Raw genomic sequence first — 23613 nt, forward strand, 5'->3', positions numbered from 1 at the left:
GTCGGTGGGTGCGCGCGGGGTCAGTGGGTCAGCAGTTCCACCGCCTTGTCGGTGGCCGGGTCGCGACCGGTCGAGATGTCCTCGGGGGTGGTCGGTATCCGGTGGTCCACCGGCACGCCGATGCCGGAAATGATCTCGCGGTTGCCGCCCAGGATGTGGGTGGACGGCATGCCGATGACGGTGTTGTTGTCGTCGAGCAGATAGCCGTGCGCGTCCCCGGACGCCATGCCTCCCGTGCGGTCGCCGACGAGCGTGCCGATGCCGAAGTCCTTGACGGCGGAGGCGAACGCATCGCCCGCGGAAACGGTTTGGCCGTCCGTGAGCGTGACGAGCGGCAGATTCAGCAGCGGCACCGTGTCGTCGGTGCGGTGGATGGGTTTGCAATGGTCCTTGACGTCGCAGCTGTGGCCCCACACCTTGCCGTGTACGAACGCGCCCAGCAGCGTGCCGACTTCCGCCGGATCGCCGCCATGGTTGCCGCGCAGGTCGAAGATCACCCCGTTCACCGAGCCGGCCCGGCGGAAGTCGGCGATGGCCTGGAGAACCCGTCCGGCGATGCCGGGGGAGAACCCGGCCATCCGGACCTTGACGATGCCACCCGGGAGCAGCGTCGCCTCCGGCCCGCCGCCCGGACCCGGCCCACCTCCCGGTGCGGGCCCACCTCCGGGCGCGGGACCGCCCCCGGGTGCCGGGTCACCTCCGGGCGCGGGACCGCCCCCGGGTGCCGGGCCGCCCCCGGGGCCGAGCCGCGCCGGTGTCATCTCCACCGTCCGGGTCCCGCCGTCGGCCGGCCGCCGAACGGTCAGTCGCACCGGATCGGTCTGCGTGCGCAGTGGATACAACAGCGCGAAGATGCCGCCGTTGAGGACCCCGTTCGAGAACGCCGGTACACCGTCGACCGCCACGACGAGATCGCCCGGCCTGAGCCCGGCCAGCGCCGCCGGCGTTCCCGGGGTGACATCGTCCAGGTACACCGGCTCGGTGACGCCTTCGGTGGTGGTCGGGTTGTGCCCGCCGACCGGGAAGGTGCGGAACCCGAACCCGAACGACGCCTCCGATCCCCCGGGCGGCGCGAACAGCGTGCCGACGGCGGCATGATCGTCGTGCAACGCCGCGACCATGCCGCGCACCGACGCGGTGAACAGCGCCTGGCGCAGCTCGGCGTCGTCCGCGAGAGTGTCCAGAATCTCCTGGTACCGTCCGGCGAACGCCCGCCAGTCCCGGGAGCGTTGCCCCGTCAATGCGGGCAGGACGGCATTCGCCCGATCCGAACCGCGCCGCCGCAGCTCCTTGGTGAATGCGCCGAACGCGCCGACCAGCAGGGTCCGCGAGTCCAGGATCGGTCCGCTGTAGGAGTTGTCGAAAATGCAGTGGTACGCCTGCTCCAGGGTGGTGAGGCCGGCCGCCCGGGGTGTCGGCGGGTGCTCCGGCGGCTTGTTGTCGTCCAGCCGCACGCACGCGGGCGGCCTGTCGCGGTTCTTGCTCGCGCCACCGTCGGACGCGTTCGCACCGGCGACCCCGATATTCACGGCCAGAGCCGCCACGACGACCACTGCGGCCCCCGCGCCGATCCTGCGGGACGCCGTGCCCGCTCGCCCGGTGCGGCGCGGTTGAGCACGCCGATCGCGGCCCGGCGCGACAGCCCCGGTGGTCGGTTTCTCCTCGGACATCCGTACTCCCGTTCAGACGATTCACGAGTGGGTGGAGGCGACGCGCCGAACCGGCGGGCCACCGAAAGCAGTTCTACGGACGCACCGGTTGCGGGGCCGTGGCGCGCGCTGTCACCTCCGTGCAACCCGCGGCCGGGCATCATGGGCGGTGTCGACCTCATCCGCGAAGGGACCAGCGTGCGCGTGCTCGTGATCGACGACGACGAGGAACTTGCCGAGACGATCGCCCTCGGGTTGCGGCGCGAACGCATGGCGGTCGACGTGGCCTTCGACGGCGCCGCCGGACTGGAACGTGCGCTGGTCACGACCTACGACGTGATCGTCCTCGACCGGGATCTGCCGCTCCTGCACGGCGACGACGTGTGCGCGGCCCTGATCGCGGTCGAACGCGGCAGCCGGGTCCTGATGCTGACCGCCGCCGGCTCGACCGAGGACCTGGTCGACGGCCTCGGCCGGGGCGCCGACGACTACCTCGGCAAACCCTTCGCTTTCGCCGAACTCATCGCCCGCATCCGGGCGTTGCTGCGCCGCACCCACCCGGCGGTGCCGCCGGTGCTGGTCGGCGGCGGGATCGTCCTCGACCCGGCCCGCCGACACGCGTCGCGCGGTGGACGCAGCCTCGACCTGGGTCCCAAGGAGTTCGCGGTCCTGGAACTGTTGTTGGCCGCGCGGGGCCGGGTGGTGTCCGCCGAGGAACTGCTCGAACGCGTCTGGGACGAAGCCGCCGATCCGTTCACCACCGCCGTCAAGGTCACCGTCAGCCGGCTGCGCCGCAAACTCGGCGAGCCGCGGATCATCCACACGGTCGCGCAGGCGGGCTACCGGGTCCGGGAGGATCCGTCGTGACCCGCCCGGCGTCGCCGACACGCCGCCGGCAATCGGTGCGACTGCGGCTGACCGTCCTGTACGGGACACTCTTCCTGGTCTCCGGGATCGCCCTGCTGGCCATCACCTACCTGCTCGTGGCGCACGAATCCGGCCAAGCGCCGTTCTCCGAACGGACCGTGCGCGGCGGAGACCACGCATCGCCCGCCGCCGGCCCGCCCCCGGCCGAGGGCGGGCTGCAACAGCGGGTCGACGCGCGCTCCACCGACCTGCTGCACGAACTCCTCACCCAGTCCGGCATCGCGGTGGCGATCATGACCGTGGTGTCGGTCGGACTCGGCTGGTTCACGGCCGGTCGCGTGCTGCGTCCGCTGCGCACCATCATCGTCACCACGCGCGACATCTCGGCCGGCAGCCTGGATCGCCGCCTCGCGCTCCGCGGCCCCGACGACGAGCTCAAGGAACTCGGCGACACCATCGACGACTTGTTGTCCCGGCTCGAAGCCGCGTTCAACGCACAGCGCTCCTTCGCCGCCAATGCCTCGCACGAACTGCGCACGCCGCTGACCCGAGCCCGCACCCTCGTCGAAGTCGGCCTCGCCGACCCAGAACCGACCGTCGAATCACTGCGCCGGGTGTGCGAGCGCGTCCTGATCGCCGGTCGCCACCAGGAACGCCTGATCGAAGCGCTCCTGACCCTCGCGCGCGGCGAGCGGGGCGTCGAACGCCGGGACCGCCTCCAACTCGACCGCATCACCCGCGACGCGCTCCGCAGCGCTGCGGCCCCCGACGAGGGGGCCACACCGACCCCGCGCCCCCACATCCGCTCCCGGGTCGAGGCGGCGCCCATGTGGGGAGACGGTCGCCTGGTCGAACGGCTCGTGGCGAACCTGGTGGACAACGCCGTACGGCACAACGTGCCCGGCGGCAACATCGAGGTGGCGACGTCGAGCACGCCTGCCGGCGGCGCGACGCTGACCGTGGCCAACACCGGCCCGATCATCCGTCCCGACGAGATCCCCGGCCTCCTGCGGCCGTTCCGGCGCCTCGGCCGCGACCGCACCGCCGCCCGCGACGGGCACGGCCTGGGCCTGGCCATCGTGCACGCCGTCGTGACCTGCCACGGCGCCGAGCTCGCCGTGGCTCCTCGCCCCGACGGCGGACTCACGGTGACCGTGACATTCCCACCGGATCGTCCCGTCCCCCATGCGACGACCGAGAGCCCGGCCGGGCGGGGCATCCCGGTGGCCTGAGCGCGCACCCGGACGAGGGGGCGGCATCACGACCGGTCGAGGAATCGGGCGAACGGCGAGTGGAACAGGAGCACGCCGACGGGGCCGGAGCGAGGGAGCGCTCCGGCGGAGCCCTGCCTGTCGGCGGGTGTCTTCCGGTGATGTCTTCCCAGGTGAGAGCCCGTGCAGCCGGCTTGCACCCGGCCCGCGGCGGGGCATCCCGGCCCCGGGTACTTGTCGTATCCGACGGAAGGGGTACCGGAGTCCTGGGTCTTTCGGACGAGGCGCACGGCGCGGTGCATTGCCTAGCGTCGGAGTCATGAAATCCGATGATTTTCCCCCACCCCAGGGCGTCGAGACCCGGACGGCCGGGTACCGGCACGGGCCGGGGTCGCACCCGGCCCGGGGCCCGATGCCGGTCCTGTCGCCGTGGGATACGACCGCCACCACGCCCACGTGGACCACCACCCCCTTCGCGACGCCGACGGCCGGCGCCACATCACGTGGTGACCCGGTGTCCGGGCTGGCGCGCTCCGCGTACACGTTGGGCAGCACCGTGCCGGGCGGTTCCGGGGCGGATCTCCGGGCGTTCGACACGATGGTCCGCGATGCGGACGTGGTCGGGGTGGGCGCGGCCACGTACGGTTCGAGCGAGTTCTGCACCGTCAAGCATCGGCTGTTCCGGCACCTGGTCGAAGGCCAGGGGTTCCGGAGCTTCGTCTTCGGGGCCTCCTGGGATGCCGGCGTCCGCCTGGACGCGTGGGTACTGCGCGGCACCGGCCACCTGCGGACGATCATGGACGAGGAATTCCGGGCCGGCAGCGGCCAGTGGAACACCACCGAGACGCGGGACCTGTTCCGGTGGATGCGCACCTGGAACGTGCGCCACCCCGAAAGCCCGGTCCGGGTGGCCGGGAACGGTGCCGACCACGCCGACTCCGCGCTGCCCGGTCCCACCGACGAAGCCGCGCTGCGCCACCGCGATCGGGGGCCTGCCGACACCACTCTGTGGTGGCAGCGCCACACCGGCACCAAGGTCTTCCTTTCCGCGCACAACAGCCAGGTCGCCGCCGGCCCCGCGCTGCCCGACCGGCGGCCCGCGACCCTGGGCCGCCTCCTGCGCGAACACCTCGGCTCGCGTTACGTCAACGTCGGATTCACCTTCGGCCAGGGGTCGTTCAACGCCATCGACGCGAACGCCCCCGGCACGCCCTGGCGTCGGTTCGACGTCGGCCCGGCGATGGCGCACGGCAGCGAGGACGTCCTGGAGCGGGTCTCCCGGCGCGACTGGTACCTCGACACCCGCGCCGTGGCCGCCGGCACCGCCCGCGACTGGCTCGCCGCCGCCCGCCCCACCCGCAACATCGGCGCGTACCGGCCCTGCGGCGAATACGAGAACACCCGCCTGCTCCCGACCCACGACATCATCGTCCATCTGCACCACATCGGCCCGACCCACCGCCGCTGACCCCACCCCTGAACGCGTCGGCGTGGTCGTGGGCGAAGTCCGCTATGCCGCGCGGCCGTCGGCCGGTGACGTCCTCGACGTCGGTGGTGGTGAAATCTCCCCAGCCGGATGCGTAGGCCCGCGCGTACTCGGTCAGCATTCCGACGATCCAGGCCGGCACGCCGAACCCGAGGAGACGCGCCTCGCGTTCGTCGTCCGCGGTCGGGATGTAGCGGACGGGTGTGCCGAGTACCCGCTCGAATTGTCGTGCCACGTCGGCGAAGCCGATCGACTGCGGCCCGGTGGGGGTGTAGATCCTCTCGTGGTGGTGGTTCGGGCCGTCGGTGAGTACCTTCGCGGCGAGTGCGGCGATGTCGCGTGCGTCGACCATGCCGAGGCGAGCGTCCGCGGTGTTGAGCCGGAACGTGCCCTCGGTTGCGATGTCGTCGGCCTCGGCGAGCAGATTCTGCATGAACCAGTGCGGGCGCAGGATGGTCCAGCCGAGTCCGGACCGTCGGACTTCGTGATCGGACAGCGCGTGCAGGCGTCCGCTGCGGGTGGGGGCATCGTGGGCCGCGTCGACCGCGGACAGGCGCACCACCCGCTCGACGTCCGCCCGGCGAGCGGCCCAGATGGCGTTCATGTTGTTCTCGGCTGCCCGTGGGCCGTTGGGGACCACCATCCAGAGGTCGTGGACGCCTTCGAAGGCCGGGGGCAGGGAGCGTGGTTCGTCGAGGTCGCCGATGCGAACGTCGATGCCGCGCGCCCGCAGCGCTTCCGCCTTCGACGGGTCGCGGATCAGTGCCCGCAGCCGGAACCCGCAATCGTCGAGGGCCTCGATCAAGGCGCCGGACACGGTTCCGGTGGCTCCGGTGATCAGCAGGGTGCGGTCCAAGGTTCTGCGTCCTTCGTGAGGTGAGGGGTTGTCGTCGATCAGCGAACGTCGGTGCGCTTCCTGCGGATCAGCGCGCGTGCGGCGTCGGGGGTGAGCTGAGCGGCGGCGATCGACGCGAGGGCGAGGGCGAACCCGACACCCTGGAGCGGGGTGAGGGACTGATCCAGCACCAGCCAACCCAGGGCCGCGGCCACCGCCGGTGACAGCAGCGTGAGGAACGAGACGGCCGTGACCGGGAGTCGGCCCAGTCCCTGGAACCACAACGAGTGCGCGAGCGCCGTGGCGACGAGGGCCAGCCAGGCGTATCCGCCGAGCGCGGCGGCGTCCGGTGCCGGCGGCAGCCCCTCGACGGCGAGCGCGACGGGGACGAGCACCAGACCACCCGCGGTGAGCTGCCAGCCCGCGAAGGCCGGCGCCCCGACGCCCGGCGGACGCCCCCAGCGCTTGGTCAGCACGAGCCCGAGTGCCATCGACGCGGCACCGCCGAGGCCGGCCAGTATGCCGATCAGGTCGAACGAGACCTGGCCGCGGAGCACGATCAGGCCGACCCCGACCACGCCGGCCAAGCCCCAGCCGAGTTGCCATCGAGTGGGGCGTACATCCAGCAGCACGAGGGCGATTCCGGCGACCAGGAGTGGCTGTACGGCGCTGAGCGTGCCCGCGACACCGCCGGGGAGCCGGTAGGCCGCGACGAACAGCAGGGCGAACAGCGCCCCGATGTTCAGCCCGCCCAGCACGACCGAGCGCCACCACCAGTCCCCGCGCGGCAGCGTCCGGGAGATCAGGAGCAGGAGCAGCCCCGCCGGAAGCGCTCGGATCACGCCCGCCCCCAGGGGAACGCCCGGAGGCAGGAATTCGGTGGTCACCAGGTAGGTGGTGCCCCAGGTCACCGGCGCCACGGCGGCAAGACCGGTGAACCCCCACGTGTGCGCCGGGTTCCCGGCGGCGCCGGTGCCGGCGGCGGGGCCGGTGACCTCATGAGTCTGGGCCATCGCCCGTCCTTTCAACGTTGAACTATTCAACGTTGGCCGACGGTAGTGCTCCTGTTAGCATCAGGTCAAACAGTTCAACGTTGAGGAGTGCCGTGCGGGACAACGTCGACTGGCGCCTGGACCAGTGGAGAGTCGAGCGACCCGACATCGACCCCGCGCCGATGGGCGTGGTCGGCCGGATCCAGCGCGCCTCCCGCATCCTGGATCGCGAACTGCACCACAACTTCGGCACGCACGGCCTGCAACTGTGGGAGTTCGACGTACTGGGCACGCTGCGCCGGGCCGGGCCTCCCTTCCGGCTGACCACGGGCGCTCTCGTCGAGGCGTCCATGGTCACGTCCGGGGCGATCACCAACCGCATCGACCGCCTGGTCGCCAGAGGACTGGTGACCCGCGAGACCGATTCCACCAATAGACGCTGCGTCCTGGTCACGCTGACCGAGCAGGGCCGCGAACTCGTCGACGAGGTCCTCGTCGACCACGTCGACCGCGAGAAGGAACTCCTGACGCCGTTGAACCCCACCGAGCAGGAACAGTTGGCCGGGCTGCTGCGCAAACTCCTGATCGGCCTCGGCGACGGGGCATCCGACCCGACGTAGGCCCCCGTCGGGCGGGCGGCGGCACGTGGATGAGATCCAGCCAACATCCGCGAACTCCCGTGCAACCCGGGACGATCCCGTCGCGTGTCCATCCCGAACGGGAGCCCGCGCGCTCCGACGTCCCATCGGTTCCGGAGTTGGAAGTTCATGCGTTCGTTTCGGCAATCCGCCCTCAAGACCGTGCTCGGCCTCTCCTGCGCCGCACTGATCTCCCTGACCACGGCGTGCAACGACGACGACTCGAAGGACAACGCCGCGGGCACGGCTCCCCCGGCCCCCGCAGCCGTACCCTCCACCCGGACGACGCCCTCGGCGCAGGGCACGGCCGGGGCCGCGGGTGGATCGGCCGCCGTACCGCCTACCGGAGGCGCCAGGACGGCTACGTCCTCCGCTACCGGCGGCGGCACGGGCGACACCGGAGGCGGGGGCGGGAGCGCCCGGCAGTGCAAGGACGACGATCTGACCTATTCGGTCACCACCGAGAGCGTGGCGGGCGGCTACTTCCTGGTGAAGGCGACCGCGAAGAGCGGCGTCACCTGCGTGCTGCCGGAGACGCACCCGGTCGTCACGTTCGGCTCCAAGGCGCAGGCCTCGCCGGCCGAGCACTCGGTCGGCCCGAAGCTCACCCTGAGCGGCGGTTCGTCCGCCTACGCGGGGATCAACCCGAAGACGACGAACGACAACAACGAGATCCTGTTCGACTCCTTCCACATCGGCCTGACCGACGGTGGCGCCGGGGTGAAGCTGACCCCGAGGGGTGGGGACACCGGTATCGACAAGCCGATCGTCACCAACTGGCACACCGACAAGGTCGAGGCCGCGCCGGGCGACGGCGGCGGCCACTGACCCGACTCGCGCTCGCGTCCCGCGACACCCGGCGGCCCGCTCCGATACCCGGGAACGGGCCGCCGGGCCGCCGGATGCGGAGTCGGCGGATCGGCGTGATCAGTGCGCGAGCGAGCGTCCCGGGTCGATCCTTCCGTGATCGAACGCACGACTTCTCGGCGGTCGACCACGTTGCCCCGGGCGGGGCCACCGGCGGCGGCCCATGCGCATCGGGGAATCCTGGTTCCTGATCCGCTCCAGCCGCGCCGTCTCGTCCCGGTCGCCCCCCGAGCCGTACGGGCCGGTGAGCGGGACCGGATGGCGAAGCGGGTCGGACAACGCGACGAGGAACGGCAACTCCTCGTCCCGGCTGTCGGGTTCCTCGAACTCCATGCTCCAGCCCTTCACCACCAGAACCGGCCCCGACTGCCGACACCGGCCGTAGTCGATCAGGCCGGACAGGTCTTCGATGGTGGGCACTCCCTTCGCGTCCGAGGGCAGACGCCCCCGGCGATACGCCTGCCGCTCACGAGCGGAAGCGCCCTCGTACTCCGGCACCTTCACGCTCCAGTAGGCGTGAATCGCCTGCCACAGCACCGATTCGGGTGCGGTGACCAGGCCGTCGGTCCAGTGCCGGCCACCACCCACCTCGAAGTTCAGGAAGCCGCCGTCCCAACTGTTCGGCTTGATCTCGGCGATGCCACGGGCGCCGGAATCGTCGAACCCGAGCAGATGGTGCGGGACGTCGATGTAGAGGGCGAGGCCCTTGTCGACCGCGGCGCGCTCGAACGTGCGCCGCCCGACGGCGAGATGCCCTCCGTGCCGGTAGGCCAGGCTCGGACAGCCGGCCACCGCCTTCTCGTAGCCGGCGACCGTATCCGAACGCCCGGTCCGTTCGCCGTACAACTGAATGATCACGCGTGACTCCCCACCTCAGCGCGATAACCGACAGAAGTCAGCCAATCACTTTCAGCGAACGCCCCACAGGTAGGTTTTGCGCCAAGCTCCGTGCTCCACCAGGTGATTCGGCCACACGTGGCCGGATGTCGATCCATCGACCGGGCCCGGGCCCGCCCCGAACACCCGCCGCCCGGAGGCGGGTGTGGAGTGCTCCGCTGCCCCGGGAGGACGTGGCGCCGACTCCGGCTTCGGGTCAACTCGGGCGGGAGGTACGGGTGTTGCCGGCATCGGTCATTCGATGCCCTGGTCGCGCAGGCCGCATTCGAACTCCCGGAGGCGTTGCGGCAGCGGTTCGGTCGCCGAAGCGGCGTCCACGGCGGGCTCGGAGTCGGGGGTCGTCGAACTCGGCCGCGGCCAGCCGTCGAGCGCGTAGAGGATGTCGAAGTCGCAGAGGTCCATCCAGCCGATGGGGTGGCCGGGGTCGTGTTCGGCGTCGCCCAGGAGGACGGCCGCGGTGCCTTCGTGCGGGCGCAGGTCGACGGCATGGCGCACGGCAAGCACCCGGACCAGACCCGGAGAGAAGTCCGCCGTGGGTGTGAAGTCCCCGCGTAGGCGCCAGGTTTGCCCGGTCTCGGCGATCAGCCAGGGCGAACGGTCGGCGAGCCGCTCGCACGCCACGCGAGTGGCGGCCGCACGGCTGAGGAGGTCGTCGGTCATGAAGGCGTCGATCCACGCGTTGACGAGGGCCCCGGCGGCCCGGCCGCCGAGGATCTGGTCGATGTGCTTGTCGTCGGGGTTCACGGAACTCTCCTGGGTCGAGGGCCTTCGGGGAAGGCGCGCTGCGGATGGCGGTTGCGTGCGGGTGGGCGGCGAGTCCGAGTCTCGCCTGCCGGTTCGCCGGTTTGCCGTAAGTCGGTGTGAATCGATGCTGATCCGTACATTTGTGCGAGTTGTGAGACGCCGGGCGTATTGCGCGGGGCTGTGCGGATTGTGCGTGAATTCCATGAACGTTGCGGCCGACGGCGTCCGTTCGTCCGCCGACCGGCACCCGAACCGGCACAACACGAAGGACGACGAGACCCATACCGGCGAGGAATGTGATCCTGACGACGGCTCGACACACTGGGGCGATGGCCGCCTTGTGCGGGTCGCGGGTCGCGGGTCGCGGGTCGCGGTTCGGGGTGTGCGTGGCGCCGGGCAAGTCGGCCGCCCTTGACCGAATACGAGTCCCGGATCCGTCCGGTTGCCTGTGCGGCGCTTCTTCTTTCCCCGGGACCTGCTCGCGGCCGCGCTCGGCGTTCGGCCATGCGCGAGAGCCTGGCATCGGTCGCGGCAAGATCGGTAGCGGCGCACCGACGGCGCACACGTGCCTCCCGCAGCAATCGGGGAGCGCACCGGGGGAGGCGCCGACCCGGGTGGGCTTCGACCCGAATGGAAAAGGTTCCATCCGGTAACCGAAAGGTTCGATCCTGCTACTCTTCGGCGCAGAATACGGAAGAGTTCCGGGGGAGGATTCCGATGGTCGAGGCAATGTCCGCGGACGGCAATAGCGAGACGGTGACACTTGGTCCCGGTTGTTTCTGGTCCTTTGATGCGGTGGCGCGTCGGACCCCCGGGATCGCGTCGAGCGTCGCGGGATACGCCGGGGACAGCGGTCCGCCGCCCGACTACGAGGCGTACGTACGCCACGGGCTCAACCCGCAGAAATTCGTCGAGGCGGTACAGCTGACATTCCGGCCGGACGAGATCTCCTTCGAAGAAGTATTGATCTTCTTCTTCCGGAGTCATGATCCGACCACGCCGAACCAGAGCGGCGCCGACCACGGCTCCATCTACCACTCGACGATCTTCTATGCCGACGCGGAACAACGGGCGCGTTCCGAGAAAGTCATGGATTCGGTACGGCGGCAACTCGGCCGGGATATCGTGACCGATCTGCGGCCGTACGGGCAGTTCATCGAGGCGGAATCCGACCAGCAGGACTTCTACAACAGGCACCGTTTCGAGCCGTACTGCCGCGCGGTCATCGAACCGAAACTCCGCACGCTGGGGCTCGAAACCGACTGAGCCCGAACCGGCCGCCGCGGCCGGGGATGCCGGCACCGGCCCGGTCTCGATCGCCGGGTTCGGTCGCCGGTCGAGGCCCTTGCGACGTCTTGCTGCGCCTCAGTACAATGTCACATCCTACAAAGGAGTCGTCATGTCTACGAGGACGTCGAGATGAGCCCCGAACCCGTGATCATCGACACCGTCGACTACCACACCGCCGGCGAACCCTTCCGGATCGTCTCCCGCGGGCTGCCCGTCATCGCCGGCGACACCGTCGCCGAACGCCGCGCGATCGCCCTCGGCGCGGGCGGTACCGCCACCGCCCCGCGTCCGGGTCCGCTCGACGACATCCGACGGCTGCTCACCCACGAACCGCGCGGACACAGCGGCATGTACGGGGGCTTCGTCGTACCCGCGGACGACAACGAGGCACACCTGGGAGTGCTCTTCTGGCACAAGGACGGCTACTCCACCGCCTGCGGCCACGGCACCATCGCACTCGGCGCGTGGGCCCTGGACTCGGGGCTGGTCGCGGCGCCCGCGGACGGTCCGGCACGGGTGTACATCGACGTGCCCTCCGGCCGGGTCACCGCCATCGTGCACCGTCGCAACGGCCGCACCACCTCGGTGACCTTCCGCAACGTGCCCACGGCCGTCGCCGCCAGGAAGATCCCGGTGGCCACCTCCCGCGGCGTCGTGCACGTGGACCTCGCCCACTCCGGTGCGTGCTACGCCTCCGTCTCCGCGACCTCGCTCGGCCTCGTCGTGAGCCCGGACCGCCTTCCCGAAATCACCGCGATCGGCCGGGAGATCCGCGCCGCCCTCGCGGACGAACCCGCCACCCGGCACCCCGACGACCCGCGACTCTCCGGCGTCTACGGCGTGATCCTGTACGAGGATCTCCCCGCCGGCCCGGCAGGTCCCCACCAGCGCAACGTCACCGTGTTCGCGGACGGACAGATCGACCGATCCCCCTGCGGCTCGGGAACCTCCGCCCGCCTCGCCCTGCTGGCGGACAGCGGACTGATCGGACCGAACGACGAACTGCGCCACGAATCCATCATCGGCACGGTCTTCACCGGCCGGGTCGTCGCCACCCACCCCGCCGGGGTGATCACCGAGGTCACCGGCACGGCCCAGCGCACCGGCGAACACCGCTTCATCCTCGATGCCGAGGACACCCTCGGAACGGGATTCCTCCTGTGATGACGGAGCAACTCCCCACGATCGCGGTCGCGTTGACGCCGATCGAGGCCGTCGGGGCGATCGAGCGGACGCTGCTCGCGGGGTTGGATCCCGAAGATGGCCCACCCCGGTCGAGCGTCGCCGTGCCCGCCGGCGAACTGCTGCTGATGCCCGCGGCCGGAGCCTCGCACGTGGGCGTCAAGATCGCCGGAGTGGCCGTCGGTAACCCGGCCAGGGGCCTGCCCCGGATCACCGGCAGCTACCTGCTGCTGGATGGACCCACACTCCGACCACTGGCCCTGTTCGACGGCGCCGCGCTCACCGCCGTGCGTACCCCGGCCGTCACCGCGGTCGCCATGCGTCGCCTCGCGGTTCCGGACGCCGCGCACCTGGTGCTGTTCGGCACCGGACCGCAGGCGTACGGGCACCTGGCCGCGATGCTCGCCGTCCGTCCGCTGACCCGGCTTACCGTGGTCGCCCGCAGCCCCGTTCCGGCCCGGGCGCTGGTCGAGCATGCCCGCTCCCTCGGCCTCGCGGCGACGACCGGGACGGCGGACGCCGTGACCGACGCCGACATCGTGGTGTGCGCCACCACGGCCCGCACCCCGCTGTTCGACGGCACCCTGGTGCCCGCCCACGCGGCCGTGGCGGCGGTCGGCTCGCACGAACCGACCGCGCGGGAAGTGGACACCGCGCTGGTACGTCGCTCCGCCGTGTACGTCGAGGCCCGCACCGCGGCAGCCCGGGAGGCCGGCGACCTGCTCGTCGCCGGGTGGGACGAGACCTTCGAGAAGGGCTCCGGGCCGACCAACCTCGCGGAACTGGTGCGGGGGAGCGCGGCCGTTCCCGCCGACCGACCCCGCCTGTTCAAGAGCGTGGGCATGTCCTGGCAGGACCTGGCCGTCGCGGTCGAGCTCCACCGCCGCGGCCGGTGACGCGCCGACGGCTCCGGCGCGGCGCTTGTCGTTGCCGGGCCGTGTCGATTCGGTTGCCCCGGCCGGCCACTGAACGCGCGGTGTCCGTGCCGGGCGGGCTCCCTCAGCGGCCCGGTGCGTCCGCGTCCGCGTCGCAAGCGGGTTGCCCTGCGGCGGACCCGGACCCGGACCCGGGGCCGGGAGTGCCCGGGGGCGGTGTCGGCCCGTGGACCGCCGGCGGCGCGGCCGGCCGCGGAACGACGGTTGCCGGTGCCGAAGGCCCCGGGACGGCGCCGAAGTTGCGGGCCCGGTCGGTGTACGTGGCGATGGCCTGCCACAGGTCGCGGCGGTCGACGTCGGGCCAGCGGGTGTCGGTGAAGTGCAGCTCGGCGTACGCGGCGTGCCAGGGCAGCAGGTTCGAGGTGCGTTGTTCGCCGCCGGTGCGCCACAGCAGGTCGACGTCCGGCAGGTCGGGCAGGGCCAGGTGGGCGGCGAACGTGCGCTCGGAGATGTGTGCCGGGTCGATCCGGCCCGCGGCGGCGGCTCGGGCCAAGGAGGCGGCGGCCCGGGTGAGTTCGATCCGGCCGCCGTAGTTGATGCACAGGGTCAGGGTCAGGCCGGTGCGTTTGCCGGTGACGTGTTCCAGGCGGACCAGCTTTTCCTGGATGTCCTGGGGCAGCCCTTCGGCGGAACCGGCCCAGCGGGCGCGGATGTCGTGGTCGAGGACGGTCTCCTCGACCACGTTGTCCCGCACGAGCGCGAGCAGGCCGTCGATCTCCTCGGGTCGGCGGCGCCAGTTCTCCGTGGAGAAGGCGTAGAGGGTCAGGTGGCGCAGGCCGACTTCCAAGGCGCCGTGGACGACGTCCCGCATCGATTCCCCGCCCGCGCGGTGGCCCTCGGTGCGGGAGAGGCCCCGGTCGGTGGCCCAGCGGCCGTTGCCGTCCATCACGACGGCCACGTGCCCCGGGAGCCGGTGCGCGGGCCAGGCCGGCGGGCGGGCGCCGGAGGGATGCGGCCGGGCGGGTGCGGGAGTGTCCGAGCGGGGGGTCGGCAGCAGGCCGGCCAGGGTCGGCGGACGCGCGGTCGTGCCGTCGCATCCGGACCGGGCGGGGGAGATCGGGGTGAGGAACGTCCACGCGACGTGGGCCTTCAGCCGGGCGGGGATGAAGATGCGCCAGGTCGCCAGGCAGGGCAGGCGGGGCCTGCGGCGCAGCAGGTCGGTCCCGGCGCGTTCGACGCCGTCCAGCCGCAGCCGGCCGATGTCGGACACCGCGCGGGCCACCACCGCGAGCGCGGGCGGCAGTTCGCGGAACAGGTCGGGCTGGGCGAGCCCGAGCCGGGCCCGTGCGGCCAGCCGGCCGATCAGGGCCTCGACGGGCGCGACCGGTGCGCCGCTCGGGGGGCCGCTCCGGGTCGCGTCCCGGGCGGCGCTGGTGAGATTCGCTGCGGTGAGGGCATGTTCGTCGAGCACCTCCAGGGGCAGCGTGATCCGGCCCTGGGCGAGATCCTCGGCGAGGTCTTCGAGGTTGTCGATGATGCCGAGCGCGTCCACCCACTGCCGGGCGGCCTCCAGGTAGCGCAGCCGCAGCGGCAGATACAGGCCCGCGGCGGCCAACAGCGCCGCACCCTGGGCGAAGAAGGAGGTGTTGACGGCCTGGGAATAGGCGCTCCACGCCTGCCAGGTGGGGTGGGTACGGCCGTCGATGTCCGCGCGGGTCGCGGCGAAGGCCGCGGAGAGGCCGTCGGTCGGCAGGTCCCACGTGCGCATCGTGTGTACCAGGGCCCGGCGTACCGGGTCGGTGCCGGCGCCGTTTCGCAGGTCGTCGTAAAACGCGGTGGTCCAAGCGTCGAACAGTGCCTTCCGGCCGTCGGGATCACCCGTGTCGGCGATGTCGTCCATCACCCGGCCGGCCGCGTAGATCGCCCACAGCGCCGGCCGTAACGCCGGTGGCATCAGCTGCGCCGTTCGGTACTCCGTACCGCCCGCCCTGCGGACCGCCGTGCGGCACGCCTCGTAGGCTTCGACCAGGTGCGGGTCGTCGATCGCGGCCGCGCGGTAGACGGAGCGGGGACGCGGCATGGGACTCCTCGGCCGGACGTGACGGGATCCGCCGGGCGGCGGGCATCGTGGTGCGGGACGGCACACTCGTCGGGGGAGACCGCGCGGATCCCACCCGGTACCGGGCAACGCCCATGCCACGACGCGGCGTTGGCGCATGGCCCGGACACGGGAAGAGACAACCGGCCGGCGGCGCGCGGTGTCACGCGAATGGCTCAGAAATGCCTCGTAGGAGTGACGCGCAGGGGGCCGAACGGGTGACGGTCGTGAGTGGGAGGCTCCCGCCGACGGCCCACATGCGTCGGGGACGTGCTTCCTTGCCCGGGCCGGGTCGGGATCGCCGGGGTGTGGACGGGACGCACTCTGTGCCGCGCCCTGCGCGGCGCCGCGGACCGCCTCGCCCGGCGCAGCCGTTCGCCGGGCGAGGCGGTCCGGATGTACGTCGGCCGCCCGCGGGTGGTCGGTCAGAAGGGTCGACCACCCGCTCGCGGCGTTTCGCGTCCGTTGATTCGGATGACGTGGTAGCCGCTCGCGGTGACCACGAACGGGTGTGCGACCGTGGCGGGCTCGGTGCTCAGGCGCAGGGCGCCTTCGGTGCCGACGTCCAGGACCGGGCCGTTGTCGATGATGGCGCTCCAGGTGCGGGGCAGGATTTCGCCGTCGATGGGCCAGTCGAAGAGGTCGAGTGCGACCTCGACCTCGGTGTCGTGGCCGGGGATCGTGAGGTGTCCCTTGGCGTGGTGGATCTCCATCGTCCGAGTCTGCGTCGCTCCGCCCGATTCCGCCGGTCAGGCTTGCGCCGAATTGCGGTCGACGGAGGAGAGCGGTGGGGCGATGTCTTCCAGGGAACGGCCTTCGGCGTTGATGGCGAGGAACGCGGCGACGATGCCCGCGCCGAGCATGAGGCCGGCGCCGATGCAGAAGGCGAGGACGGTGTCCGCGACGTCGCCGGACTTGGTCAGGTCGGAGAAGACCAGGGGGCCGGAGATGCCGCCCGCCGCGGTGCCGACGGCGTAGAACAGCGCGATGGCCGAGGCGCGGGCCTCCATCGGGAAGATCTCGGAGACGGTCAGGTAGGCGCTGCTGGCGCCGGTGGAGGCGAGGAACAGTACGACACACCAACACGCGGTCAGCGTCGTCGCGTTCAGGTGGCCCGCACCGAACAGCCAGGCGGTGGCGAAGAGGGCGACGGCGCTGCCGATGTAGGTCGAGGTGATCATCACGCGTCGACCGATCGAGTCGAACAGCGGGCCCAGCAGCAGCGGGCCGAGCAGGTTGCCGACGGCGATGACGGCGAAGTAGTACCCGGCGCGGTTGCTCGGCACGTCGTAGAAGGTCTCCAGGATCGACGCGAAGCCGAAGGTGATGGCGTTGTAGAGGAAGGCCTGTCCGATGAACAACGACAGGCCCAGGACCGAACGGCGCGGATGTTCGCGCACGACGCTGCGGGCGATGGCGCCCAGGCCGGTGGCCTTGCTCGGGTCGATGGTCAGTTCGCCGTGCGGTTCGGGCAGCGTACGGCGGTCGCCGGTGCCTTTCGCGGTTTCGGCCACCACCTCCCGCTCGACGTCGGCGACCAGCTTTTCGGCCTCGTCGCCGCGGCCGTGCAGGTAGAGCCAGCGCGGGGATTCGGGGACGTGCCGGCGGACCAGCAGGATGACCAGACCGAGCACGACGCCGAGGGCGAAGGTCAGCCGCCAGCCGAGATCGGCGGGGAAGAACGCGGTATCGAGCATCAGCACGGACAGCAGCGCGCCGCCGGCGGCCCCGGCCCAGTAGGTGCCGTTGACGGCCAGGTCGACCCGGCCTCGGTAGCGGGCCGGCATCAGTTCGTCGATGGCGGAATTGATCGCCGCGTACTCGCCGCCGATACCCAGGCCGGTCAGGAAGCGGAACAGGAAGAACATCCAGGCCTGGACGGACAACGCGGTCAGCGCGGTGCCCGCGAGGTAGACGGCGAGGGTGACCATGAACAACTTCTTGCGACCGAACCGGTCCGTCAACCATGCGAAGAGCAGCGCGCCCACACACGCCCCCGCGACGTACAGCGCGGCGCCGGGCCCGGTGACCTGAGCCGCCGTGATGTCGAGGCCGCTGTCCGGCTCGGACAGCCGGCCGGCGACGTTGCCGACGACGGTCACTTCGAGACCGTCGAGGATCCAGACGGTGCCGAGACCGATCAGAATCCGCCAGTGCCACGGTGACCACGGCAATCGGTCCAGGCGAGCCGGGACGTCGGTGCTGAAGGTCGTGGGCTCGGCCGGTGTGTTGCTGCCTGGGGTCGTCGCGGTGGGCATGGCGGGGGTCCTCCGATCGGTTCGCTTTCGCGGCTGCCCGAGCTTCGGCCCGGGAAACCCCTTTCCTGATCGGGACGTTGCCGCCGCGCCGGCCGAATTGTGCGGTCGGTTTCGTCAGCGGTGATCGGGCCGGCGGTCGGCGACGGGTCGTCGGGGTGCGGGAGCGGCCATGGTGCCTGTGGCGAGGTGTGCGGGGGCGGCGGGCGGGGTCCGGGGACGGGACCAGCGGCGCATGATCGGGAGTTCGTAGTAGCGGTACACCGCCAGGGACACCGCGATGGAGAGCGTGGTCAGGGCCGTGATGATCGCGATGCCGGGCAGCGCGGCGAAGGTTCGTTCCACGCCGAGCATGTGGCGGACGGTCAGCATGAGCGGGTAGTGGGTCAGGTAGAGGGCGAAGGATGCCTCGCCCAGGGCGATGAGGTACGGGTGGTGCATCAGGCGGGCGCGGCCGTGGAGGTCGGCCCGGGTGAGGGCGGCGATGATCAGGGCGAGCGGGGCGGCCATGGCCATGCCGAGGGTGTACTGGGCGGGCAGGTACGGCAGTAGGCCCAGGACGGCCACCGCGGGGACGGTGACCTGCACCCGGGTCAGGTGCGGCCAGCGGCCGGTCCGGACCAGGCGGGCGGTGAGGATCCCCAGGGCGAATTCCGACAGCCGCACCGGTGGGCAGAGGTAGACGAACCACATGCTGTTCGCGTTGATGGGCAGCCAGTCGTACAGCGGCGGCCCCGGCACGAGGGTGGCGACCAGCGGCATCAGGAGCGTCGCCGCGGCGAGTGCCGCCCAGCAACTGCCCAGCCGTCGCGCGGGGATCCGCGACACCGCGGCCAGGACGGTGGGGAAAACGGCGTAGAAGAAGGCTTCACAGGAGATCGACCAGCTCGGGGCGTTGAAGCTGAAGAAGAAGTCCGGGTCCGGGATCCAGCTCTGCAGCAGGAACAGGTCCGCCACCGCGGCGCCGGCACTGTCGCCGTCGGCGAGCACGGTGGCCGGTGTGGCGACGATGACACCGAAGAAGGCGACGGCCAGGGCCCAGGCGAGGACGTGGTTGGGGGCGATCTTCCAGAAGCGCCGGCGCCAGAACGCCCGGTGTGTTTCCCCCGGGGTGTGGGCCCAGGTCAGGACGAATCCGGACAGCACGAAGAAGCCGCTGACCGCGCCGGTGGCGATCGGTTCCAGCAGTGCCGGCGGACTCTCCGGTCCGATGTCGAAGATGCCCGAGATGAGGGTGAGATGACACAGCACCACGGCGAGGGCGAGGACGAACCGCAGGCTGGTCAGCGACGGAAGACGTGCGGGGAGGACCTGGTCGGACACGGGCTGATCTCCTTGGCCGGGGATGGCCGGCACTTCGGGGAGGCGTAACGGGGGTGCGCCTGTGCACCTCGGGCCGGCGGAGCGCGCCGGGGCCGAGCGGGGAAGCGGGGCCCGCCGGGGAGGCCGGGCCCACCGGGGAAAAAGCGCGAAGGAGACGGCGCCGGGCGGCTTGCGGCGATCGTCAGCGGACGTCGCCCCGGCCGGCCGGGCCGGTGGTGTGCACGGGCAGGCTGTGCAGGTGCCGCAGACCGCCGCGATGCCAGGACAGCTCGGCCGGGTCGGCGGCCGGGGTGAGGTGCGGCAGGCGGGTGAACAGTCGGGTGAGCGCGATGCGGGTCTGGGTGCGACCCCGGGCGGCACCCAGGCAGTAGTGCGCGCCGTGCCCGAAGGAGAGGTGGCCGCGGGGTGTCGGGCGGGCGGGGCAGACCTCGGTGGGCTGCGGCCAGCGCCGCGCGTCGAGGTTGGCGTGCAGGAAGGACGCCACCACCACGTCGCCGGCCGCGATGCGCGTGCCGTCCAGGACCAGCGGCTCGCGGGCCATGCGCCAGGCGCTGTGGTGGAACGGTGCGGACAGGCGCAGCAGTTCCTCCACCACCGCGTCGGTGCGTGCGGCGTCGCCGGACCGGAGCGCGGTTCGTACCTCGGGACGCTGCATGGCGATCAGGGCGGCGGTGGGGATGACGGTGGTGAGCGACTCCACCATGCCGACGAGCAGCAGTCCCACCATCGCGGCGGTCTGCGGGCCGGTCAGACGTCCTTCGTCGTGGGCGGTCAGCAGCGCCCGGGCGGCATTGTCCCGCCGTGTCCTGCGGGCGGCGGCCACGATCTGCACGACCCGCAGGACGAAGGCCTGGTTCGCGGCCCGGCCGTGCGGGGTGTCGGGGTGGCCGGACAGGCCCGCGGCCGTGGTGGCGCGCACGACGGCCGTCGCCCGCTCCGGGGTGAGCCCGAGCACGGCGGCGACGCCCGCGGCGGCCAGTGGCACCGCGAGGTCGGCGACCAGGTCGGCCTGCGGCCGCTGGGCCAGGGCCTCGACCAAGTCGGCGGTACGGGCTTCCAGTTCGGCCTCGTCGAGCCCGGCTCCGGTGGCCTGGAAGTAGGGGCTGACGATCCGGCGCATCCGGCGGTGCTCGGCGCCGTCGCGCGCCAGGAGTTGGGGCTCGGTGGACAGGAAGCTCTCGGGGTAGCGGGCGTGCGGCAGCCCGTGCGGCGTTCCGGTGGGGAGGGCGCCCAGCATGGTCATGTCGTTGACCAGCCGCGGGTCGGTGAGCATGGCCTGGACGGCCGCGTGCCCCGTCACCGCCCACGCCGGCAGCCCGCCGGCCAGACGCACCGCCATCACACCGGGCCGGGCCGGCGGCCCCGGGTACCGCTCGGCGAAGTCCTGCGCGGGCACCGCCGGGCAGTACAGCGACGGGGCATGCGACCAGGGCGCGGACAACGACTCTTGCAAGATCATGGATCTCCGAACCATCGGGAGATGGCGGCCCGACGGGCCGCCACCGACGGGTCGAAGCGTATGAGCGGGGTTTTTGGGAACGAAATTGATAAATCGCACAAGTAGCCCAGGTGGTGGGCGCGCGACCCGTGCCGACCGGGTTTGCCCGGAGCACTCGTTCCGGGCTCGCCCGTGCCGCTCGGCGTGGACCCGGCGTCCGGGGCCGGGTTCGGCTACTCGGAGTCCGTCACGTTCCGGCTGCCGCCGGCCTGGTCGTTGTCCTTGAGCGTGCCCCAGCCGTGCCAGCGGTCGATCCGGACCCAGGCGCTGACTCGACCCCGCTCCCGCTGCGGGTACTCCTGGTCGGTGTAGTGACGGGCCAGCCGGTCGATGTCGACCATGTCCTTGTCGTCGCGGATCTCGTCGATGTGGCCGATGATGCTGAGGTGGGTGTACCAGTTCCCGGTGTCGAGCACGGTGAGGGAGACGCGGGGATCGTTGCGGATGTGGTTCAGCCGTTTGCGTCCCTCGTCCATGTTGAGCAGGATGCGCCCCTCGTCCCACAGGTACCAGGTCGCCGTGGAGACGGGCTGTCCGTCGGCCCGGAGCGTGGTCACGACTGCGGGATTGGGCTGCCGCAACATCGCGATCGCCTGTTCGGGCAGCGGCGGCTTCGACATGTGTCCTCCTCGTCGGTGTCCGGCCGCGGTGGGTTCTTCACGGCAGTTCGCCGCACCGGACCGCAGCAAAGACACTACCTGCGGGCCATGGGATTCGGTGGGTGCCGCACGCGGGATCGGGATCAGCTCGCGACGACGTTGCCGTCGGCGTCGAAGACGACCGTCGACCAGTGCCTGTCCCACTTGTCGTCGAGATAGCGGGGCACCTTGCCCTCGGGATAGCGCACCCAGCCCGGGTCCGGCGGCCGGCCATCGGGAACACACGCCCGGCCGGTGCTGCTGCCGACGGCCTTGACCGGATATTCGCCGGAACCGCAGACGCGCTCACGCGTCGAACACCCGGCCGTCAGGAGGCACGCGACCGCCGTCATCCCGACGAGGGGGACGACGACGCCGCGGAAGCCGCGGCTCGCGACGACGGCGCTCGGCACCCGGCGGGGTGTGCACACGATCCACACGATCCGCCCACTCCCTTCCGTCGTTCGGTCGTTCCGTCGACGCCTGCCCCCGGGGCATCGCGCACACACCCGCCGATGCGGCGTCATGGTGGCGCCGAGCCGGGTCGCGGCCACTGCCTTGCCGCCGGCGGCCACCGCGAGGAATGCGGCGCGTGCCGAAGAGAACGATCACGGTGGGCGGACCGGGCGGCCTGCGATCGTCGCCGGGCACGAAGGTCCACCGCCGCATCCGTACGCACCGGCCACGCCCGACCGGGACCGCCTTCGAGGTGACCGGGGCCGTTCGGCTGGACAGGTATCCGGGTATGGCTCCCTCTCAGCGGTATCTCGACGACATGTCGGCCGAACTCGACGCGATGGTGGCCCTGTTGGGCGACCTGGTGACCTGTGAATCCCCGTCCGAGGACCCTGCGGCCCTGGACCGGTGCGCGGAGCTGCTGGCCACGGTCGGCGCGCGGCTTCTCGGACGCGAACCCGAGCGGGTCGTCCTGGGCGGCGTCACGAACCTGGTCTGGCGTCCGCGGGGCAGCGGCCCGTTGCTGCTCGGGCACTACGACACCGTGTGGCCGATGGGTTCCCTCGCCGAATTGCCCTTCTCGACGCGGGACGGTGTCGCTCGCGGCCCGGGCGTGTTCGACATGAAGGCCGGCATCGTGCAGATGTTGTACGCGGCCCGGATCTGCGCCGCGCATGATCGCGTCGGGTTGCTCCTGACCGGCGACGAGGAGACCGGATCGATCATCTCTCGTGCCCTGGTCGAGGAACTCGCCGCCAAGTCCGGCGCCGTACTGGTGGGCGAACCGAGCGGGGACGGCGGCGCGGTCAAGGTCGCCCGCAAGGGCGTGGCCCGCTTCCGGGTGACGGTTCGCGGCCGGGCCGCCCACGCGGGCCTCGAACCGGAACTCGGGGTGAACGCCACCGTGGAACTCGCCCACCAGGTACTCGCGATGTTGTCGGCGGAGCGCATCGACCTGGGCACCACGGTCACCCCCACCGTCGCCACGTCCGGATCCACCATCAACACCGTGCCCGAGACGGCGACGCTCGACATCGACGTTCGCGGCTGGAGCCGGGCCGAACTCGACCGTGTCGCAGGGCACATGCACGGTCTGCGGGCCACCCTGCCGCAGGCCGAGCTGTCCGTGACCGGCGGTGTCAATCGTTACCCGCTCGAAGAGGCGATGTCTGCCGAACTGCTCGCCCACGTACGCGCCGCGGCCCGCGAGATCGGCATCCCCGAACCGGGGTCGGTGCGTTCCGGCGGCGGCTCGGACGGCAATCTCACCGCCGCGATCGGGGTGCCCACCCTCTGCGGAATGGGCGCCGTGGGAGGCCATCCGCACGCCCGCGACGAATTCGTCGACATCGCGACCATGCCCGCCCGCACGGCACTTCTGGCGGCGACGCTGGACCGACTCGGCGGCGAGGAGTAGCCCGGGCACGACCGTGCGTCGGCCCGTCGGCCCTCGGCCCGTCGGGGAGCGCCGCGCCGGTCCGGCCGGCCCCACGGGGGGAGGGTCGGCCGGATCCGGCGCGGGTCCGTCGTCGCGGGCCGGGAGAGCCGGCGTGTCCGCGACGACGGAACACGTCCGGTACGGACCGGACGTGGGTCGGGTGGTTCAACGGGTGCCCGGCCGACGCGGCTCGTTTCGCTCGGAGTTCGTGCGCACGTCGGTGGATCCCTCCCGGTGTCGGGCTGATCCCATGGTCACAGGAAGCGCTTCCGGCGCGCGTCGCCCTGCGGGCTGAGCGAGCGCGTCGGCCGGTCGGCCGACTCGGGCTACCGCAGGAGGAGACGAAACCGGTCGTGTCCGGCGCAGACCGGTAC

Annotated in this window: 21 protein-coding genes; 9 read left to right on the forward strand and 12 right to left on the reverse strand. The window is 71.7% G+C overall.

The genetic code is table 11. The features are described from left to right. Window positions 1-20: 20 nt before the first annotated feature. Window positions 21-1529, reverse strand: coding sequence for a S41 family peptidase (locus ACIBM5_RS25545; RefSeq protein ID WP_396008953.1), 1509 nt, complete (start codon window positions 1527-1529; stop codon window positions 21-23). A 318-nt stretch (window positions 1530-1847) separates the two neighbouring features. Between ACIBM5_RS25545 and ACIBM5_RS25550 the strand changes: the two genes are divergently transcribed. From ACIBM5_RS25550 to ACIBM5_RS25560, 3 genes are all read left to right on the forward strand, one after another. Next, on the forward strand, window positions 1848-2516 hold the full coding sequence (locus ACIBM5_RS25550) for a response regulator transcription factor (protein WP_396008954.1): 669 nt from the start codon (window positions 1848-1850) through the stop codon (window positions 2514-2516). Continuing rightward, on the forward strand, window positions 2513-3748 hold the full coding sequence (locus tag ACIBM5_RS25555) for a sensor histidine kinase (protein WP_396008955.1): 1236 nt from the start codon (window positions 2513-2515) through the stop codon (window positions 3746-3748). Before ACIBM5_RS25550 ends, ACIBM5_RS25555 begins: the two co-directional genes overlap by 4 nt. 298 nt (window positions 3749-4046) lie before the next feature. Beyond that, window positions 4047-5195 (forward strand): erythromycin esterase family protein, encoded by a 1149-nt coding sequence (locus ACIBM5_RS25560; protein WP_396008956.1) that lies wholly within the window; start codon window positions 4047-4049, stop codon window positions 5193-5195. Here ACIBM5_RS25560 and ACIBM5_RS25565 read toward each other — a convergent pair. Together ACIBM5_RS25565 and ACIBM5_RS25570 are read right to left on the reverse strand one after the other, a co-directional pair. Then, complete coding sequence (locus tag ACIBM5_RS25565; RefSeq protein ID WP_396008957.1) at window positions 5152-6069, reverse strand: SDR family oxidoreductase; 918 nt, start codon at window positions 6067-6069, stop codon at window positions 5152-5154. The two genes, ACIBM5_RS25560 and ACIBM5_RS25565, sit on opposite strands and share 44 nt — an antisense overlap. A 38-nt stretch (window positions 6070-6107) precedes the next feature. Next, window positions 6108-7061 (reverse strand): EamA family transporter, encoded by a 954-nt coding sequence (locus ACIBM5_RS25570; protein ID WP_396008958.1) that lies wholly within the window; start codon window positions 7059-7061, stop codon window positions 6108-6110. Between the two features lie 92 nt (window positions 7062-7153). On the opposite strand from ACIBM5_RS25570, the gene ACIBM5_RS25575 reads away from it, so the two are divergent. Together ACIBM5_RS25575 and ACIBM5_RS25580 are read left to right on the forward strand one after the other, a co-directional pair. Then, entirely contained in the window at window positions 7154-7660 is a 507-nt protein-coding gene (locus tag ACIBM5_RS25575; protein ID WP_396008959.1) for a MarR family winged helix-turn-helix transcriptional regulator, read from the forward strand. A gap of 147 nt (window positions 7661-7807) precedes the next feature. Further along, the gene (locus ACIBM5_RS25580; RefSeq protein ID WP_396008960.1) at window positions 7808-8506 is read left to right on the forward strand and encodes a hypothetical protein; all 699 of its coding nucleotides are present in this window, start codon (window positions 7808-7810) and stop codon (window positions 8504-8506) included. Between the two features lie 99 nt (window positions 8507-8605). Here ACIBM5_RS25580 and ACIBM5_RS25585 read toward each other — a convergent pair whose 3' ends face one another. Beyond that, window positions 8606-9403, reverse strand: a complete 798-nt coding sequence (locus ACIBM5_RS25585) for a hypothetical protein (RefSeq protein ID WP_396008961.1) — start codon at window positions 9401-9403, stop codon at window positions 8606-8608. Window positions 9404-9676: 273 nt separating this feature from the next. Next, window positions 9677-10186, reverse strand: a complete 510-nt coding sequence (locus ACIBM5_RS25590; protein ID WP_396008962.1) for a hypothetical protein — start codon at window positions 10184-10186, stop codon at window positions 9677-9679. A gap of 717 nt (window positions 10187-10903) precedes the next feature. On the opposite strand from ACIBM5_RS25590, the gene msrA reads away from it, so the two are divergent. The 3 genes from msrA (at window position 10904) to ACIBM5_RS25605 (ending at window position 13554) form a co-directional block, all read left to right on the forward strand. Continuing rightward, window positions 10904-11452: a peptide-methionine (S)-S-oxide reductase MsrA gene (gene msrA, locus ACIBM5_RS25595; protein WP_396008963.1), complete on the forward strand. Its 549-nt coding sequence runs from the start codon at window positions 10904-10906 to the stop codon at window positions 11450-11452. 153 nt (window positions 11453-11605) lie between these two features. Continuing rightward, window positions 11606-12640 carry a proline racemase family protein gene (locus ACIBM5_RS25600; protein ID WP_396008964.1) on the forward strand — a complete coding sequence of 345 codons (1035 nt, stop codon included), beginning with the start codon at window positions 11606-11608 and terminating at the stop codon, window positions 12638-12640. After that, window positions 12640-13554, forward strand: coding sequence for an ornithine cyclodeaminase family protein (locus tag ACIBM5_RS25605; protein WP_396008965.1), 915 nt, complete (start codon window positions 12640-12642; stop codon window positions 13552-13554). Before ACIBM5_RS25600 ends, ACIBM5_RS25605 begins: the two co-directional genes overlap by 1 nt. 103 nt (window positions 13555-13657) lie before the next feature. Here ACIBM5_RS25605 and uppS read toward each other — a convergent pair whose 3' ends face one another. The 7 genes from uppS to ACIBM5_RS25640 all read right to left on the reverse strand — a co-directional run bounded on the left by uppS (window position 13658) and on the right by ACIBM5_RS25640 (window position 21776). Continuing rightward, window positions 13658-15613, reverse strand: coding sequence for a polyprenyl diphosphate synthase (gene uppS / locus ACIBM5_RS25610; protein WP_396008966.1), 1956 nt, complete (start codon window positions 15611-15613; stop codon window positions 13658-13660). Window positions 15614-16056: 443 nt separating this feature from the next. Next, window positions 16057-16344 carry a hypothetical protein gene (locus ACIBM5_RS25615; protein ID WP_391583499.1) on the reverse strand — a complete coding sequence of 96 codons (288 nt, stop codon included), beginning with the start codon at window positions 16342-16344 and terminating at the stop codon, window positions 16057-16059. Between the two features lie 36 nt (window positions 16345-16380). Further along, window positions 16381-17889 carry an MFS transporter gene (locus ACIBM5_RS25620; protein WP_396008967.1) on the reverse strand — a complete coding sequence of 503 codons (1509 nt, stop codon included), beginning with the start codon at window positions 17887-17889 and terminating at the stop codon, window positions 16381-16383. A 114-nt stretch (window positions 17890-18003) separates the two neighbouring features. Continuing rightward, window positions 18004-19209 (reverse strand): acyltransferase family protein, encoded by a 1206-nt coding sequence (locus ACIBM5_RS25625; RefSeq protein WP_396008968.1) that lies wholly within the window; start codon window positions 19207-19209, stop codon window positions 18004-18006. A 181-nt stretch (window positions 19210-19390) separates the two neighbouring features. Then, the gene (locus ACIBM5_RS25630) at window positions 19391-20668 is read right to left on the reverse strand and encodes a cytochrome P450 (RefSeq protein WP_396008969.1); all 1278 of its coding nucleotides are present in this window, start codon (window positions 20666-20668) and stop codon (window positions 19391-19393) included. Window positions 20669-20880: 212 nt separating this feature from the next. Beyond that, window positions 20881-21327: a PPOX class F420-dependent oxidoreductase gene (locus tag ACIBM5_RS25635; protein ID WP_396008970.1), complete on the reverse strand. Its 447-nt coding sequence runs from the start codon at window positions 21325-21327 to the stop codon at window positions 20881-20883. 122 nt (window positions 21328-21449) lie between these two features. Further along, window positions 21450-21776 (reverse strand): SCO0607 family lipoprotein, encoded by a 327-nt coding sequence (locus ACIBM5_RS25640; RefSeq protein ID WP_396008971.1) that lies wholly within the window; start codon window positions 21774-21776, stop codon window positions 21450-21452. A gap of 314 nt (window positions 21777-22090) precedes the next feature. Between ACIBM5_RS25640 and ACIBM5_RS25645 the strand changes: the two genes are divergently transcribed. Next, window positions 22091-23218, forward strand: a complete 1128-nt coding sequence (locus ACIBM5_RS25645; protein ID WP_396008972.1) for a M20 family metallopeptidase — start codon at window positions 22091-22093, stop codon at window positions 23216-23218. Window positions 23219-23613: the final 395 nt, after the last annotated feature.

Origin of the sequence: Embleya sp. NPDC050493 (assembly GCF_044458105.1) — a bacterium.
GTDB lineage: Bacteria > Actinomycetota > Actinomycetes > Streptomycetales > Streptomycetaceae > Embleya.

What these genes read in the sequence shown, in the direction of transcription:
- ACIBM5_RS25615 (WP_391583499.1), bottom strand. Translation starts at nt 16,344, where the DNA reads ATGGAGATCCACCACGCCAAGGGACACCTCACGATCCCCGGCCACGAC.
- ACIBM5_RS25580 (WP_396008960.1), top strand. Translation starts at nt 7,808, where the DNA reads ATGCGTTCGTTTCGGCAATCCGCCCTCAAGACCGTGCTCGGCCTCTCC.
- msrA (WP_396008963.1), top strand. Translation starts at nt 10,904, where the DNA reads ATGGTCGAGGCAATGTCCGCGGACGGCAATAGCGAGACGGTGACACTT.
- ACIBM5_RS25600 (WP_396008964.1), top strand. Translation starts at nt 11,606, where the DNA reads ATGAGCCCCGAACCCGTGATCATCGACACCGTCGACTACCACACCGCC.
- ACIBM5_RS25645 (WP_396008972.1), top strand. Translation starts at nt 22,091, where the DNA reads ATGGCTCCCTCTCAGCGGTATCTCGACGACATGTCGGCCGAACTCGAC.
- ACIBM5_RS25605 (WP_396008965.1), top strand. Translation starts at nt 12,640, where the DNA reads ATGACGGAGCAACTCCCCACGATCGCGGTCGCGTTGACGCCGATCGAG.
- ACIBM5_RS25635 (WP_396008970.1), bottom strand. Translation starts at nt 21,327, where the DNA reads ATGTCGAAGCCGCCGCTGCCCGAACAGGCGATCGCGATGTTGCGGCAG.
- ACIBM5_RS25560 (WP_396008956.1), top strand. Translation starts at nt 4,047, where the DNA reads ATGAAATCCGATGATTTTCCCCCACCCCAGGGCGTCGAGACCCGGACG.
- uppS (WP_396008966.1), bottom strand. Translation starts at nt 15,613, where the DNA reads ATGCCGCGTCCCCGCTCCGTCTACCGCGCGGCCGCGATCGACGACCCG.
- ACIBM5_RS25630 (WP_396008969.1), bottom strand. Translation starts at nt 20,668, where the DNA reads ATGATCTTGCAAGAGTCGTTGTCCGCGCCCTGGTCGCATGCCCCGTCG.
- ACIBM5_RS25620 (WP_396008967.1), bottom strand. Translation starts at nt 17,889, where the DNA reads ATGCCCACCGCGACGACCCCAGGCAGCAACACACCGGCCGAGCCCACG.
- ACIBM5_RS25570 (WP_396008958.1), bottom strand. Translation starts at nt 7,061, where the DNA reads ATGGCCCAGACTCATGAGGTCACCGGCCCCGCCGCCGGCACCGGCGCC.